This is a genomic window from Micromonospora sp. NPDC050795 (assembly GCF_044456785.1).
Taxonomy (GTDB): Bacteria; Actinomycetota; Actinomycetes; order Mycobacteriales; family Micromonosporaceae; genus Micromonospora.
In genome coordinates this window covers 21,240-35,656 of the sequence record NZ_JBITGE010000004.1, presented here as the reverse complement: position 1 = coordinate 35,656, position 14,417 = coordinate 21,240, and the positions used below count along the sequence as shown (strand labels likewise).

The window sequence follows — 14,417 nt, the reverse complement described above, 5'->3', positions numbered from 1 at the left end:
CCGCCCGTGCGCGCAGGAGCCGGAACGGCTCCGCGTCGGGACTGACCACGGCGTGACACCCGTGGCCCGAATGGACGGCGGCGGGGCCGGTGCGTCCGCACCGGCCCCGCCGCCGTCGACCGCTTCGGGGGCCGGCTAGCGCAGGGGGGTCAGACGGTCGGTGCCCAGGCGGTCCTGGAGGACCTTGGGGACCAGGACACTGCCGTCGGCCTGCTGATTCTGCTCCAGGATGGCCGGGAAGAGCCGGCTGGTGGCCAGTGCCGAACCGTTGAGGGTGTGCACGAAGCGGGTCTGCTTGCCGCCCGGCTCCCGGTAACGGATGGCCGCGCGACGCGCCTGGTAGTCGCCGGCCCAGGAGACCGACGACACCTCCTTGTACTTGCCCGTGCTCGGCATCCACACCTCGATGTCGAGGGTCTTCTTCATCGAGGCGCTGGCGTCACCGGCCGAGAGCAGCGTGCGCTGGTAGTGCAGCCCCAGCCCTTCGACCAGGCTCTCGGCGTGGGCGAGCATCTCCTCCAGCGCCGCGTCGGCCTGCTCCGGCAGGGTGAACTGGAAGATCTCCACCTTGTTGAACTGGTGCCCCCGCACCGTGCCGCGCTCGTCCGAGTGCGAGCCGGCGGACTCCCGTCGGTAGCACGGGGTGTACGCGAACGCCTTCAACGGCAGCTTCGGGGTCTCCAGGATCTCGTCCTGGTACGCGCCGAGGATCGCCGTCTCCGACGTGGGCAGCAGGAACTGCCCGCGCGGGGCGGACGCCGAGTCCAGGTGGTAGACGTCGTCGTAGAACTTGGGGAACTGCCCGGCGGCGAAGCCGGCCGAATCCAGCAGCAGGTGCGGCGGGAGCAGGAACTCGTAGCCGGCCCTGATGTGCTGGTCGACGAAGTAGTTGAGCAGCGCCCACTCCAGCCGGGCGCCGACCCCGGTGTAGATCCAGAAACCGGACCCGCCGAGCTTGACCCCCCGCTCGTAGTCGACCAGGCCCAACGCGCGGCTCAGCTCCACGTGGTCGCGGACCTTCTCGATCACCGGCGGCTCACCGAAGGTCTTCACCACCCGGTTGGCTTCCTTGCCACCGGCCACGACGTCGTCGCTGGGCAGGTTGGGCAGCTCACTCATCGCGTCGCGCAGCCGGGCCTGCACCTCGTCCAGCTGGGACTCCAGGTCGGCGAGCTGCTTACGCTCCGCCTCCGGTGCGGCGGCCTGCGGCTCCTCGCCGGCCCGCAACGCCAGCGCGTACGCCCGGGCCTCGGCCTTGCGGCGCTGCCGCTCGGCGTCGATCTCCGTGATAAGGGCGCGGCGTTCCTGGTCGAGCCGCTGGATCTCGTCCAGGGCACGGGTGACCTCGGCGGGATCCAGACGCTTCGCCAGCGCGGTCGCCACCGCCTCGCGATCCTTCCGGATCAACTCCATGTCGAGCATGCTGCTCCGTACGCCTCCGTCCGGGGTTCACTGGTGAACCATCAGATGCTACCGTCGCGGCCCCCTCGGCCCGGGACGGGGAGGTTCTCCAGCCGGATCGGCATCAGCACCGAGTAGGTGTCGACGTCGTCGGGTCGCCGTACGGCCAGCGGTGCGATCGGCCCATCCAGCTCCAGCACCAGTTGCGGCGCGCCGGCCGCGTTCAGCGCGTCCAGCAGGTAACCGCCGTCCACCCCGACCCGCAGCGCGTCGGTGCCCAGCTCGGCGGCGGGAAGCAGCCGCAGCCCACCCTGGTCGTCGACGCCGAGCACGGTGACCGCCCGGGTCGTGCCGTCGTAATCGAGGGCGACAGTGGGTGCCGCCGGGTCGGCCAGCGCGGCGCGCAGAGCGGCCACGTCCACCGGGATCCGGCACGCGGTCGGCCGCTCGCCGACGGACTTACGCAACAGCCGGTGGTAGTCCGGGAAGTCGTACGGCAGGGCGGTTGCGGTCAGCGTGCGGTCGGCCACCCGCACCCGCAGGTCCGTGCCCGCCACCGTCAGCCGTACCGGCCAGGTGTCACCGGTGTCGAGCAGCGGCCGGAGCTGGTCGACGAGGGCGACCGGCAGGAACACCCGCACGGGCGGCCCGTCGACGTCGGCCGCGGCCCGAGCCAGCGCGAGCCGGTACCGGTCGGTGGCGACGAGCCGGACGCCGTCGGACTCCACGTCGAACAGCACCCCGGCCAGCATCGGCAGCTCCGGGTCGACGCCGACGGCGAAGCGCACCGCGTCGAGCGCTGCGGCCAGGGCGGTGGGGGTGACCAGGAGTGTGGTGGCGGTCGGCGGGGCCGGGTCCACCAGGGCGCGGAGCCGGTCGACCTCGCGGCGGGCGTCGCTGAGCCCGTCGGCCAGCCGACGCAGGTGCGCGTCGAGCAGGTGGTGCACCACTGCCGGCTCGGCGCGTACCGCGGCGGCGATCTCCGGCACCGGCATGCCGATCCGACGCAGCCCGGCCACCAGCCGGGCCGGGGCGATCTGCCCCTCGGTGTACCAGCGGTAGCCGGTCACCGGGTCGACCAGGGTCGGCTCCAGCACCCCCGCCGAGTCGTAGAAGCGCAGTGCGCTGACGGTCAGGCCGCTGGCTCGGGCCAGCTCGCCGATGCTGTGCAGGTCACTCACGCTGGGCATCCTGCCCCCTCGACCCGGTTGAGGGTCAAGCGGCGGGCTCCCGCGTCTCCTGCTTGAGCACCCGGAAGGTGAGGCCGGCCCGGACGAGCCGGTCGAGCAGCGCGTCACCCATCGCGGCGACCGGCGTGAGCTGGCCGGCGGTCGACGGCAGCTCGTCGAGCGCCAGGCACAGCGCCGACTCGGCGAGCATCTTCGCCGTCTCGTCGTAGCCGGGGTCACCGCCGGCGACCTCGGTGACCACCCGCTGCCCGCCGCCGGTGCCGACGAACCGGACCCGGAACCAGGACGACGCTCGTTGCTCCGCCGTGGGCCCCTGCCCGGACGCGAGCCGGCCGAGCAGCCAGCGTCGGCTGGGCGGCAGCTTCACCAGCCCGATCAGCGCGCCGAGCCCGGCCGCGCCGGCCAGCACGGTGGGCAGCCGCTTCACGGCGGCGAAGTGCCGGTAGCGGAAGTCCGGGCCGTACTCCTTGCGAGCCGCTGCCGAGCGGCGGACCACCTGCGGGTCGATGGTCGGCAGCGGCACGGTCCAGATGCCCAGCTCCGCCGAGCGGGCCAGCCGGCCGGGCACCGCCCGGACGCGCCGGTCGGTGGGGCGCGGCTCGACCGCCCGACGGTCCCGGGCGGCCTGGCTGGCCTGCCCGGTACGGGAGAACGCGGTGAGCGCCGAGTGGTAGGTGCCGCCGGAGAACCGACCGCCGGCGCGCACGTACCCGTCCACTGCGATCGGGACGTCGGCGGGCAGATGCTTGACGGTGAACCAGACGCCCAGGTCGTGCGGGACGGAGTCGAAGCCGCAGGCGTGCACCAGCCGCGCGCCGGTGCGTGCCGCCTCGGCGTGGTGACGCACGTACATGAGGTCGACGAACTCCGGCTCCCCGGTGATGTCCAGGTAGTCGGTGCCCGCCCGGGCGCACGCCCCGACCAGCGGCTCCCCGTGGTGGACGTACGGGCCGACAGTGCTGGCCACCACCCGGGCGCTCTCCGCCACCGCCCGCAGGGACTCGGCGTCGGTCACATCGGCGGTGAGCAGCGGCAGGTCGGCCAGGCCCGGGTCGATCGCGGTGAGCCGGTCCCGGACGGCGGCGAGGCGCTGCGGGTTGCGCCCGGCCAACGCCCAGCGCAGCTCGGCCGGCGCGTGCCGGGCCAGGTATTCAGCGGTCAGGCCGCCGGTGAACCCGGTCGCTCCGAACAGCACCACGTCGTACGTTCGCTCGCCAGTCATCCTCAGAGTCTGCCATTCGTGGTCGCCGATCAGCGATCACGAGGAGGCGGTCACGGCGTGAACACGGCGCGTACGCAGCCGTCGGCCCGGTCCCGGAACAGCGCGTACCCCTCGGGGCCCTGCGCCAACGGCAGCCGGTGGGTGGCCAGGTGTTCGGTCCGCAGCTCGTCGCGGGCCATCCGGTCCAGCAGCATCGGCACGTCCCGCAGATCCGGCCGACCGGCCCCGCGCAGCGTGAGCCGCCGCTCGGTCAGCGCGCCCAGCGGGAACGCGTCGACGAACCCGCCCGTCGCGCCGAGCACCACCACCACACCGCTCTTGCGGCACGCGTGCACGGCCTCACGCAGCGCGTCCGGTCGGTCGGCGTGCTGGCCACCGAACCGGTCCGCCCTCGACCGGGCCGGTGGCGTGCCGACCGCCACCACGCACACGTCCGGCCCGCGCCCACCGCTCCGGTCGCGCAGTTCGGCCGCGACGTCGGTGTGGCGGTAGTCGAGCGGCTCGGCGTCGGAGTGCCGCTCGGCCATCCGCAACCGCTGCTCGTGCCGGTCCACGACCAGCACCCGGGCGGCTCCGCGCAGCACCGCCGCCCGGGCGGTCAACTGACCCACCGCCCCAGCGCCCCAGATCGCCACCACGTCGCCGGGACGCACCGCACCCAACTCGGCCGCGAGCCACCCGGTCGGCGCCACGTCCGCCGCGAACACCGCCCGGTCGTCGGCGACGGCGTCCGGCACCCGGAAGGCGCTCACATCGGCGTACGGCACCCGCACGTACTCGGCGTGGCCGCCCGCGAAACCGCCCGCCGCCCGGGGCCGGCCGAAACAGCCCGCGTCGGAGCGGGCCCAGTCGGGGTCGGCGCTGGGCAGGTCGGCGTGGGCGTTGTCGCAGCAGGAGTGCAGGCCCTGGCGGCAGTACCAGCAGCCGCCGCAGGCCACGCTCGCACCGACGACCACCCGGTCACCGGCGCGGTGTCGGCGGACCCCGGGGCCGACCTCCACCACCTCGCCCAGGAACTCCGCGCCGAGCACCTCCCCGGGCCGCAGCAGCGGGTGCCGGCCGGCCAGCAGCGGCAGGTCACCGCCGCAGGTGGCGCTGCGCCGAACCCGGACGATGACGTCCCGCTCGTTGCGCAGCTCCGGGTCGGGGACCTCGCGTACGGCCAGTTCGCCGGCGGCCACCCAACAGAGCGCTCTCACCCGGGGACCTCGGGGCGGTCCAGCGCCGAGCGGTCCGCGCGGAGCACCTCACCGGCCTCCACCCGTTGCTTGATCTGGCGTAGGGTCCGGCGGACCAGCAGACCCGGGTCGTCGCCGACGACGTGCGCGGCGAGCCCGGTGGGCGGTGTGACGCCGGCCAGCGGTCGCGCGGCCAGTTCGGTGCCCCGGTCACCGGGTGCCGGGCGCACCCGCACCTCGACCGCCCCGTCCAGGCGGCGCATCGGCTCCGGCCAGCGGCCCTCCGGCAGCACCTGCTCCGGCGGCCGGTCGACGGTCACCACCTCCCACCGGGCCGACGCCGCGGCGTCGCCGTCCGCGCCGTGCCGGGGGCGTGCCGTGGCGTCACCGTCCGCGCCAGGCCGGCCACCCCGACGGGGTACGCGCAGCAGCCGCGCCGCCCCGGCCAGCGCCGCCCCACCGAGGGCGGGTCCCGCCCGCACCAGCCGTCCCATCGGTACCACCCGTCCTCCCGGTTCACGTCCCCCGATCGTCGGTCGCACCCGGGTGAAGCGCGCTCGCCCGGAAGGGGTGAACCGGCCCGTGCCGGGTAACCGCTCGCCGACCGGGGGCGGAGCGCGTGGTGGGGGTGGGGCTGGGTGCCGGAACAGGATCACGTACGGGTCGAACCGGCATCGGGGCCACCGCTGTTGGCGTCCCGGCTGACGCCGGCCGTGCCGCCGGAGCCGGTGGTCGCCCGGCCCCGCCTGCTGCGCCGGTTGGACGAGGGCAGCGCGGGACCGGTCACCCTGGTCGCCGCTCCCGCCGGCTGGGGCAAGACCACCCTGCTCGCGTCCTGGACACGGCTGGGCACCATCCCGCCCGACGTGGAGCCGGGCGGGATGGTGCCGGACTCCGGTGACCTGTCGGTCTCGTCGGCTGACGTCCCGGTCTCGGCGTGGATGTCGGTGGAGGCCGGCGACGACTCCGACCGGCTCTGGGCGTACCTCGCCGCGGCGCTGCGTTCGGCGACCGGGGCGACGGAGGGCGGGCCGGTGCCCGACCGGCCGCCGCGCCCCGACCAACTGGAGGCGCTGGCCGCCATGCTCGCCGCCGCCGACCGGCCGGTGCTGCTGATCCTGGACGACCTGCACCGGGTGGCCGACCCGGCGGCGTTGACCGGCCTGGAGTTCCTGTTGCGGCATGCCGGGCGGCGGCTCCGTCTGGTGATCGGCGCGCGGGCCGGACTGCACCTGCCCCTGCACCGGCTCCGTCTCGCCGGCGAGCTGACCGAGATCGGCCCGGACGAGCTGGCGTTCACCGACGACGAGGTGGCCGACCTGCTCACCGCCCACGCCGCCGCGCTGCCGGCGACCGCGGTGCGCCGACTGCGGGAGCGCACCGGCGGCTGGCCGGCCGCGCTGCGCATCGCCGCCCTCGCGGTACGCGGACAGTCCGACCCGGAACGCTGGGTGGGGCAGTTCGGCGGAGACCACCCGGAGATCGCCGGCTACCTGCGCGAGGAGGTGCTGGCGACGCTCGACCCGGCCGAGGAGGAACTGCTGCGCCGTACCGCTGTCGTCGACACCGTCTGCGCCGACCTGGCCGAGGCGCTGACCGGCCGCTCCGACGCCGGGCAGGTGCTGTCCGACCTGGCCGGGACCGGTGGTCTGCTGCACCGGGAGGACACCCGGCCGCCCTGGTACCGGTACGACTCCCTGCTCGCCGAGCTGCTCCGCGCCGACCTCGCCCGGTTGCCCGTCGACGAGCTACGCGACCTGCACGTTCGGGCCGCCGACTGGTACGCGGGGGACGGGCGGCCCGCCGACGCGCTGCGGCACGCCCTGGCCGCCGGCCGCTGGGACCTGGCCGGTGACCTGTTCGTCGCGCACTGGCCGGAGCTGACCCGCTACGACCGGGACCCGGTGCAGGCCCCGGCGCCCACCCCGCCGCCGGCGGAGGTGATCCGGGCCGACCCGGAGGTGGCGCTGGCCTGCGCCGCCGAGCGCGCGTACGCCGGTGACCTGCCGGCCGCCACCGGTCACCTGCGGGCCGCCGCCGGGCACGCCGCAGGGCTGCCGGTGCCGCGCCGGGACCGGTTCCTGCGGTTGGTCACCGCGTTGGAGCTGACAGTGGCCCGCCTCGCCGACGACCGCACCGAGGCCCGGGCCGCAGCCGCCCGCCTGCTGCGCACCCGCCCGGCGGAAGCCACGCCCACCCGGCTGCCGACGGGGGTTTCCAGTTCCGCCCCGACGGCCGGTGGCGGAGGCGCCGCCGACGACCTGGACCTGCGGGCGTTCACCGGTACGGCGCTGGGTCTGGTCGAGTTGGCCGACGGGTCCCTGCCCACCGCCCGGTTCGTGCGGGCCCGGGCAGCCGCGCGGGAAGCCGGCCGGCCGCGCACCGAGCTGGTCGCCGCAAGCCGCGCCGCGCTGCTGCTCGCTGTGCGCGGCGAGCTGCGGGCAGCCGAGCAGGCGGCCAGGGAGGCGCTCGGCATGCCGCCCTGTCGGGGCTGGTCCTGTCGGCTCGACTGCTGCCACGCGTACCTGGCTCTCGCCGTGGTGGCGCTGCTGCGCGACCAGCCCGAGGAGGCCGAGGCGAACCTCGCCCTCGCCCTTCCCGCGCTCGACGTCACGCACGGCTGGGCCGGCGACCCCTCCCTGGGCGGCGACTGGCTGGCCGCCGCCTCCGACGAGCCGGTGGCGGCGGCGGTGGCCGCGTTGTGCCGGGCACAGCTACGCCGCGACTCCGGCGACCCGGCGACCGGCCAGCGGCTGCTCGTCCAGGCCCGGGAGGCGTTGGCCGACCGGCCGTCCGCCGACGAGCTGACCGGCCTGCTGCGGGCCGCCGAGGCCGAACTACGGGCCGCGCGGGGCGACCTGGACTCGGCCCGTGACCTGCTGGCCGACGCCACCGACGAGGGGGCCGACCCGGTGCTCGCCGTGACGTTGGCGAAGGTGCAGCTGCGGGCCGGCGACGCCACCATCGCCGAGCGGACCCTGCCGGACTGGCAGGCGCCGGCCGCGACGGCCTGGCCGTTACCGGTACGCCTGGACGCCGGTCTGCTCGACGCGGTGCTGGCCCAGCGCGCCGGGGACGGGCGTCGGGCGGGTCGGATCCTGGAGCAGACGCTGAGCCTGGCCGGCCCGCAGGGCTGCCGCAGGGTCTTCACCCGCGCCGAACCGCCGGTACGGGACCTGCTGGCCGCGCACCTGGACGCGGGCACCGCGCACTTCACGCTGGTCAGTGACCTGGTGCGGGGCGCGGGACAGGGCCCCGTCGGGTCGACCGCCGGGCCGGGGGGCGGGCTCGACGAGCCGCTCACCGAACGGGAGCTGACCATCCTGCGCTACCTGCAGAGCATCCTGTCCAACGTGGAGATCGCCGCCGAGCTGTCCCTCTCGGTCAACACCGTCAAGACCCACGTCCGCAACATCTACCGCAAACTCGACGCGACCCGCCGGCGCGAGGCGGTCCGGCGGGCGCGCGAGCTGCGTCTGATCTGAGCGGGTCAGGCGTTGGCGGCGGCATCCGCTGCCGTCAACAGGTCGGGCAGGTCGTACCCGCCGTCGTGCCTGATGCCGTTCACGAACAGGGTCGGGGTGCCGTTCACCCCGCTGCGGATGCCCCCCACGAAGTCCCGACGCACCCGGTCCGCGTGCGCACGGTTCTCCACCTCGGCGTTCAACTCGTCCGGAGGCAGGCCGACCTGCTCGACGCCGAGCGAGAGGTGCACCGGGTCGAGCTGGTCCTGATGCTCGTAGAGCCAGTCGTGCATCTCCCAGAACCGGCCCCGGACCCCGGCGGCCTCGGCCGTCTCGGCGGCCCGTTCGGCGTACGGGTGCACGTTGGCGATCGGGAAGTAGCGGTAGACCAGCCGTACGGTGTCCGCCCGCTGCCGCAGCAACTCGTGCAGGTTCGGGTACGCGGCGCCGCAGAACTGGCACTGGAAGTCGCCGTACTCGACGATGGTCACCGCCGCGTCGGCCGGCCCCCGGATGTGGTCGTCGGTGGTCACCGGGTCTCGAAGTCGGGCGGTGACCTGCAGTGGCGTACTCATCGGGCCATCACCTTCCGATCGGCGGCGAGTTGGTCCAGCGCGTCGAAGATCCCGTCGGCGCCGGGGTTGACGTCGGGCGGCGACAGGTAGCTCCAGGTCACCGTCCCCGCCGGGTCCAGCACCACGAGCGCGCGGGCCGCCTCACCGTTGGGCATGTACGCGCCGTAGCGGCGGGCCACCTCGCCCTTGGGCTCGAAGTCGGACAGCAGGGGAAACTCGATGCCCCGGCTCTCCGCGAACGCCCGGTGTGACCAGATGTTGTCCACCGACAGGCCGAGCACCACCGCCTGGTACTGGGCGAAGACGGGTGCCGCCGACTGGTAGAGCGACATCTGGTCACCGCAGACCGGGCTCCAGTCGGCGGGGTAGAAGGCGAGCACGACCGGCCGGCCACGGAACTGCTCGGGCCCCAGCAGGGCCCCGTCCGGGGTGGCCGGCAGGGTGAAACCGGGTGCGGTGCGCCCCGGTTGGATCAGCCCGTTCGGATCACTCATGCCACCAGCCTGCTCCCGGGGTGGGTGAGACGGGCTCACCCACCCCGGGTGGTTCCTCGCCCGTTCAGCGCCCGCTGAGCGGGCGCCCGCGCCCGTTCAGCGCAGCACCGGGGCGACCGCGATGTGGTTCTGCACCTCCCGGATGCCCGGTGCGGACCAGGCCACCTGCTCGACCTCGGCCCGTTCGGGCATCGAGTGCACCAACCCGGCGAGGATCGCGGTGTCGCCGTGCACCCGGACGCTGACCCGTTCGGCCTCGGTCGCTCCGGCCCGGGCGAGGGCGTCGACGATCCGGTCGGCCAGGTTGCGGGCGTCCGGCGCACTGGCCGGTCGGACAGTGATGCCGTTGCTCACCCCGCGTACGCCGGTCAGCCGGGCCACAGCGCGTTCGGCCGCCCGGCGTTGGTACTCCCACTCGACGTCTCCGTGCAGCGTCACCCAGCCGGCGGAGACGGTGACCTGGAGCTTCTCGATGGGTACGAACGCGTCCCACTCCAGCCCGTGGCTGGCGGCGGCGGCCAGGTCGCTGTCGGCGCGCTCGGTGCCGTTGGTGAGCTGCACGGCCAGGTCGTTCGCGACCGCTCGGACCGAGGCGACCCGGTGGGTGGCTCGTTCGGCGGCCCACTTCTTGGCGTAGCTGTCCACGCGGCCGGTCAGGGTGACGACGCCCTCGGCGACGGTGACGCCTATTTCGTGCGGCTGCACCCGTGGTTCCCAGGTCAGCTCGTCGAGCACGGCGGACTGGATGTCCTGGTCGGTGCGACTGATCTCCGCGATGGCCATCTGTCCCTCCTCCGCTGTTCCGATGGCGGACCGGGTGCTGGCCGCGGCCGGAGGTCCGCCGTGTTGCGATCCTGCCGCCGCTCCAGGTGAGCTGCCCTCGCCCGGACCGGGTGACGGAGGGGCCCGACCTGGGCGTAGCTGTGGAAAAGCGCGTCGAACATCGATGATGGGAGCGCTTCCAAAGCGAGCTGCTTTCGGTTACGGTAATCGCGTTCCTCGATTGCGGGAGCCGTCGCGTCGGGTGGTGGAGTCAGGGCAGCTTCACCCGTTCCCGTCGTCGTGCTCGTCCCCCGGGCCACGGCGGCAGCCAGGTGATCGACCCCGTCCCCCGGGGCCCCGATCCCGAGAGGAACCGCTCTTGCGCAGATCAGTCCGGCGACCTCCACCGGCGCGACGTCCACTTCGGCCTGCCACCGACCAACAGCCTCCACGTACCGCGTCGGCAACCACCCAGACCTGCCCTCGACTCGGGCGCGAGCCACTGAGCAGGTGATCCGGACGGGACCCCCGGGTCACCACCCATGCACCGGTCCGCCGGGCCGCCTGAGGGGTCCGGCACCCGGCGGACCGGGTCCCACCCCGAGCGGGCGGATGCCCGAGCGGGCGGATGACGACAGGCCCCGCCCGACCGGGGTCGAGCGGGGCCGATGGTGGTGCTGTCGGTCAGATGGCGGGGGAGTTGGGGCGGTCGACGTCGACGAACTCCACGTCGTCGACCGTGTCGTCCCGGCTGCCAGCGGCCCGCGCGGCGGAGCCGACGGCCCAGCCGACCGCCGCGCCGACGAGCGCGGCGCCGATCAGGAGCGTCCAGGGCAGTGCCGGCTGGCGGCCGGCGAGAGCGTCGAAGGCCAGCGAGGCGCGGCGTCGCGCCTCCTCAGCGGCGGAGCCCACCAGGTCACCCGCCCCGTCGGCGAGGTCGCTGCTGTTCTGGCGGGCCGATCGCGCGGTGTCCCGCACACTGTCACCGGCATAGCTGACCGCCGAGAGCAGGTGCTCCCATGCCTGGTCCGCGATCCGCTCCGGCTTGCTGCGGCGGTCCAGCAGGTTGGTTCCGAACATCGTGGTTACCTCCTCGGGTGCCGAAGCCGCCGGCCACTTCGGACTTCGGCGTCTTTCCAGCGCGTCACGGTGTCGCCTACCCCGCAGTGCCCCGCGTCAGCCGGACGCAAACCCCGAGCTGCACGCAGCACCGGTAGCCCGGCGCGCCGGAACGCGGCACGCCACCGAATCAGCGCACCGCTGACACGGTGACACCTCGGGCAAAGTCGTCATCGTCGTCATCGTCGTCTCCGCCACCGAAACCGCAGGCCAGGACGAGGGCGAGCAGAACACCGACGCCGGCCAGCCCGGCAAGTCGCTTGATCATCGAAGATCCTTTCCGTAGCGGTGGTGTCCCGGCCGATGCTAGGGCCCGTCGGCAACCAGGGGCGCGGGCCGCGCCGGCCGACGGTGGGCGACACGCCGACGGCACACGGGGCGGGCGTACGTCACGGGCCGCATGTCGGGCGCGCCGGTTCCGGACCGCTACCCTGGTTCGGCGGCGGGCCGGTCCCGACTGATCGCCGATGGTCAGATAACGAAAAGTCTTGAGTAATCAGATACTGAAAAGTGCGGATATGGGTGGCTTTGTGGGCCCGGATCCGCGAATTGCTCATCCCGAGGGGTGGCGACCGAGGCCGTCAGAGGAATACTCTCGGTCGCGGCCCGCGTACTGATGAGGCGCCCGGGGGACGGGCGGGTGGAGGTGCTCGCGTGAGCCTGTCGATCGTGAAGTCGGTTCTGTCCGGTGGTGTCGTGGAGATCGCCCCGCGGGGTGAGATCGACGTCGACACAGCGTACGAGGTGCGCGAAGCGATCGCAGAGGTGCTGGCCAAGGGCCGCCCCCTGCGCATCGAACTCAACATGAGGTTGGTCACCTTCATCGACTCGGTCGGCATCAGCGCCATGGTCGCCGGCTTCCAGACAGCCGAGGTCAGCGACGTCAAGCTGGTGGTGACCCAGCCGAGCCGGTTCGTGCACCGGCAGCTCTGGGTGACCGGCCTGCTCGGCCTGTTCGGTGCCCCGGAGCCCTACTTCGCCGGCGCTGCTCCCACCCCCGAGGCGCTCCCCGGCGCCTGAGCGCGCCGGGTCTCCCCGTCAGGGCTGCTCGTCCAGACCGGTCAGGTCGATGTCGGTCGCCTCGGTGACCGCCCGGATGGCCGTCACCGATGCGTACCCGGCGGCCAGCAACGCCACGTCCGTGCCCGGCTGTGCGGCCTGCCCCGGCTCCTCCAGCGAGGTACGGACGAACCCGTGGCCGGATTCGGCCACCGTCATCTGCACCTGGCCGAAGCTGGCCAGGGTGCCGCGCCGCACCCCACGCAACTGCCCGTGCGGCAGGTCCGGGGTGTTCACGTTGAGCACGCTCTCCATGGGCGCGGAGGTCAGGCGGGGGAGCAGGTCCAGGGCGACCCGCGCGGCCGTGCCCCAGTGCCGCTCGGCGTCGCGTATCCGGGCTGCGGCATCCACTGCGGCACCACCGCTCGCGGCCGTCGCCTCGGCGGCGGAGAGCACGTCCAGGGAGACCGCCATCGCCCGGCAGCCGTTGCTCGCGGCGGTGAACGCGGCACCCACGGTCCCGGAGTGCAGCACCGCCCGGCCGGCGTTGGCGCCCCGGTTGACGCCGGAGAGCACCACCGACGGCGGTGGTCCGAACGCCCCGTGCAGGGCGATCAGCGTGATGAAGCCCGGGGACCCGGCGACCCCGTACGCCGGCACCCCCGCCAGGTCCGGCAGCGGATGCTCGTTCACGACGACCCGCCCGTCGCGCTCCACGGCGCTCATCGCGGCGCTGGTGCCGCTCGCCTCCTCCATCGGCGCGGCCACGACGACGTCCAGGCCCCGCTGCCTGGCTGCCCAGGCCAGCGCCTGGATGCCCGGCGCGGCGACCCCGTCGTCGTTGGTGATCAACACCCGCAGGGTCATCGCTCGACCACCCGGCCGGCCAACTCGTCCGGGGTGGTCCGCTCCTGTTGACGGCTGTCCGCCGGCACCAGCCGGACCCGGTCCACCAGGCCGGTGATCGAGTCCAGCCGCCCGGTGCCCAGGCCGTGCCGGGTCACGTTCAGCGCGCCGGCGGCGGCGCCGGTGCGGATGGCGGTCCGAATGTCGCCGCCCCTGGCCACGACGGCGGCCACTCCGGCCGTCATCGAGTCGCCCGCGCCGCGTGGGTCGGCGGCCTCCAGCCGGGGCATCTCGACCTGGAACAGCTCCCCGTCGATGAGCGCCAACGCCGGCTGGTCGGCGCGGCTCACCACCACCGTCTCGGCGCCGCCCGCGTGCAACTCGTACATGGCCCGGGTCAGCTCCTCGGTGTCCTCGCTGCGGGCGCGGCCGTCGCGGATCAACTCCTCGTGACTGACCTTGAGGAAGAACACCCCGCTCTCCAGCACCGAAGCGAGGTGATCGCCGGAGAGGTCGACCACCACCCGAGCACCGTTCGCGCCGAGGTCGGCGGCGAAGCGTCGGTACAGGTCGGCCGGTACGAGCCACGGTTCGTTCGGCCCACTGAGGATGCTCACCGAGGCCCGCAGGCCCTCGCCGAGGGCGAGGTTGTACAGCTCGTCGATCTCGTGCCGGCTCAGCGGCTGTCCGGGCACGTCGGCGATCTCCTGCCGGGAGCCGTCGCGGCGATCGTGCACGTACCCGCCGCTGCCGGAGTCACGGACCACCACCTTGAGGTCCACACCCTCGCTGACCAGCAACGGCTCCAGCACCTGGCCGATCTCACCACCGAGGGCGGCGCAGAGCACCACGTCGACTCCGAGGGAGAGCACCATCCGGGCCTGCCAGACACCCTGCCCGCCGGGGTGCAGGTGCAGCTCGGGGTGGTCGTTGGGCTGGTCCACCATCACCGTCAGCTGTGGGGTGGGCGCGAAGACCATCACGTGCCCACTCATCGGTCGTCGCCGTTCATGCTGGCCGCCCTCCGGCACCTTCGGAAGATTTCGTACTAACCGACCTTAATGGCGCAGGTGGTGGCAGGTCGCCGCATCGGCCCGGTCCGGCGCGGCGCTGAGGGTTCGTGGGGCGTTGCCAGTCAGACATCGGTACGGGACGATCGGGCGACCA

The 14,417-nt window shown here is 74.0% G+C and carries 14 protein-coding genes; 2 read left to right on the top strand and 12 right to left on the bottom strand.

All coding sequences use genetic code 11. The features are described from left to right. Positions 1–135 precede the first annotated feature (135 nt). From serS to ACIBEF_RS05110, 5 genes are read right to left on the bottom strand one after another with little or no spacing between them, the layout of a single operon-like run. The gene (gene serS, locus ACIBEF_RS05130) at positions 136–1,422 is read right to left on the bottom strand and encodes a serine--tRNA ligase (RefSeq protein WP_396791333.1); all 1,287 of its coding nucleotides are present in this window, start codon (positions 1,420–1,422) and stop codon (positions 136–138) included. Between the two features lie 41 nt (positions 1,423–1,463). Further along, entirely contained in the window at positions 1,464–2,591 is a 1,128-nt protein-coding gene (locus ACIBEF_RS05125) for a MerR family transcriptional regulator (RefSeq protein WP_396791331.1), read from the bottom strand. Between the two features lie 25 nt (positions 2,592–2,616). Continuing rightward, a complete protein-coding gene (locus ACIBEF_RS05120; protein WP_396791329.1) occupies positions 2,617–3,813 on the bottom strand; it encodes a saccharopine dehydrogenase family protein in 1,197 nt (398 codons plus the stop codon). A gap of 50 nt (positions 3,814–3,863) precedes the next feature. Then, on the bottom strand, positions 3,864–5,012 hold the full coding sequence (locus ACIBEF_RS05115; RefSeq protein ID WP_396791328.1) for an alcohol dehydrogenase catalytic domain-containing protein: 1,149 nt from the start codon (positions 5,010–5,012) through the stop codon (positions 3,864–3,866). After that, on the bottom strand, positions 5,009–5,485 hold the full coding sequence (locus ACIBEF_RS05110) for a hypothetical protein (RefSeq protein WP_396791326.1): 477 nt from the start codon (positions 5,483–5,485) through the stop codon (positions 5,009–5,011). The genes ACIBEF_RS05115 and ACIBEF_RS05110 overlap by 4 nt, the downstream gene beginning before the upstream one ends. Positions 5,486–5,629: 144 nt before the next feature. Between ACIBEF_RS05110 and ACIBEF_RS05105 the strand changes: the two genes are divergently transcribed. Then, positions 5,630–8,476 (top strand): LuxR C-terminal-related transcriptional regulator, encoded by a 2,847-nt coding sequence (locus tag ACIBEF_RS05105; protein WP_396791324.1) that lies wholly within the window; start codon positions 5,630–5,632, stop codon positions 8,474–8,476. A gap of 5 nt (positions 8,477–8,481) precedes the next feature. Here the strand turns inward: ACIBEF_RS05105 and ACIBEF_RS05100 are convergent, their stop codons facing one another. The 5 genes from ACIBEF_RS05100 to ACIBEF_RS05080 form a co-directional block, all read right to left on the bottom strand. Continuing rightward, the gene (locus tag ACIBEF_RS05100; RefSeq protein WP_091409221.1) at positions 8,482–9,030 is read right to left on the bottom strand and encodes a DsbA family protein; all 549 of its coding nucleotides are present in this window, start codon (positions 9,028–9,030) and stop codon (positions 8,482–8,484) included. Continuing rightward, on the bottom strand, positions 9,027–9,524 hold the full coding sequence (locus tag ACIBEF_RS05095) for a redoxin domain-containing protein (RefSeq protein ID WP_396791322.1): 498 nt from the start codon (positions 9,522–9,524) through the stop codon (positions 9,027–9,029). Before ACIBEF_RS05095 ends, ACIBEF_RS05100 begins: the two co-directional genes overlap by 4 nt. Before the next feature lie 96 nt (positions 9,525–9,620). Beyond that, on the bottom strand, positions 9,621–10,307 hold the full coding sequence (locus ACIBEF_RS05090) for a BON domain-containing protein (protein WP_396791320.1): 687 nt from the start codon (positions 10,305–10,307) through the stop codon (positions 9,621–9,623). Positions 10,308–10,970: 663 nt separating this feature from the next. Then, positions 10,971–11,366: a hypothetical protein gene (locus ACIBEF_RS05085; protein WP_366608973.1), complete on the bottom strand. Its 396-nt coding sequence runs from the start codon at positions 11,364–11,366 to the stop codon at positions 10,971–10,973. Positions 11,367–11,535: 169 nt separating this feature from the next. Further along, the gene (locus tag ACIBEF_RS05080) at positions 11,536–11,673 is read right to left on the bottom strand and encodes a hypothetical protein (RefSeq protein ID WP_396791318.1); all 138 of its coding nucleotides are present in this window, start codon (positions 11,671–11,673) and stop codon (positions 11,536–11,538) included. 386 nt (positions 11,674–12,059) lie between these two features. Between ACIBEF_RS05080 and ACIBEF_RS05075 the strand changes: the two genes are divergently transcribed. Then, positions 12,060–12,425, top strand: a complete 366-nt coding sequence (locus ACIBEF_RS05075) for an STAS domain-containing protein (RefSeq protein ID WP_396791316.1) — start codon at positions 12,060–12,062, stop codon at positions 12,423–12,425. 18 nt (positions 12,426–12,443) lie between these two features. Here the strand turns inward: ACIBEF_RS05075 and surE are convergent, their stop codons facing one another. Both surE and ACIBEF_RS05065 read right to left on the bottom strand, forming a co-directional pair. Then, on the bottom strand, positions 12,444–13,271 hold the full coding sequence (surE, locus tag ACIBEF_RS05070) for a 5'/3'-nucleotidase SurE (RefSeq protein WP_396791314.1): 828 nt from the start codon (positions 13,269–13,271) through the stop codon (positions 12,444–12,446). Beyond that, positions 13,268–14,245, bottom strand: a complete 978-nt coding sequence (locus tag ACIBEF_RS05065) for a 1-phosphofructokinase family hexose kinase (protein ID WP_396791312.1) — start codon at positions 14,243–14,245, stop codon at positions 13,268–13,270. Before ACIBEF_RS05065 ends, surE begins: the two co-directional genes overlap by 4 nt. Positions 14,246–14,417: the final 172 nt, after the last annotated feature.

Coding starts and splice junctions, on each gene's coding strand:
- serS (WP_396791333.1), bottom strand. CDS start 1,422: ATGCTCGACATGGAGTTGATCCGGAAGGATCGCGAGGCGGTGGCGACC.
- ACIBEF_RS05125 (WP_396791331.1), bottom strand. CDS start 2,591: ATGCCCAGCGTGAGTGACCTGCACAGCATCGGCGAGCTGGCCCGAGCC.
- ACIBEF_RS05120 (WP_396791329.1), bottom strand. CDS start 3,813: ATGACTGGCGAGCGAACGTACGACGTGGTGCTGTTCGGAGCGACCGGG.
- ACIBEF_RS05110 (WP_396791326.1), bottom strand. CDS start 5,485: ATGGGACGGCTGGTGCGGGCGGGACCCGCCCTCGGTGGGGCGGCGCTG.
- ACIBEF_RS05100 (WP_091409221.1), bottom strand. CDS start 9,030: ATGAGTACGCCACTGCAGGTCACCGCCCGACTTCGAGACCCGGTGACC.
- ACIBEF_RS05095 (WP_396791322.1), bottom strand. CDS start 9,524: ATGAGTGATCCGAACGGGCTGATCCAACCGGGGCGCACCGCACCCGGT.
- ACIBEF_RS05090 (WP_396791320.1), bottom strand. CDS start 10,307: ATGGCCATCGCGGAGATCAGTCGCACCGACCAGGACATCCAGTCCGCC.
- ACIBEF_RS05085 (WP_366608973.1), bottom strand. CDS start 11,366: ATGTTCGGAACCAACCTGCTGGACCGCCGCAGCAAGCCGGAGCGGATC.
- ACIBEF_RS05080 (WP_396791318.1), bottom strand. CDS start 11,673: ATGATCAAGCGACTTGCCGGGCTGGCCGGCGTCGGTGTTCTGCTCGCC.
- surE (WP_396791314.1), bottom strand. CDS start 13,271: ATGACCCTGCGGGTGTTGATCACCAACGACGACGGGGTCGCCGCGCCG.
- ACIBEF_RS05065 (WP_396791312.1), bottom strand. CDS start 14,245: ATGAGTGGGCACGTGATGGTCTTCGCGCCCACCCCACAGCTGACGGTG.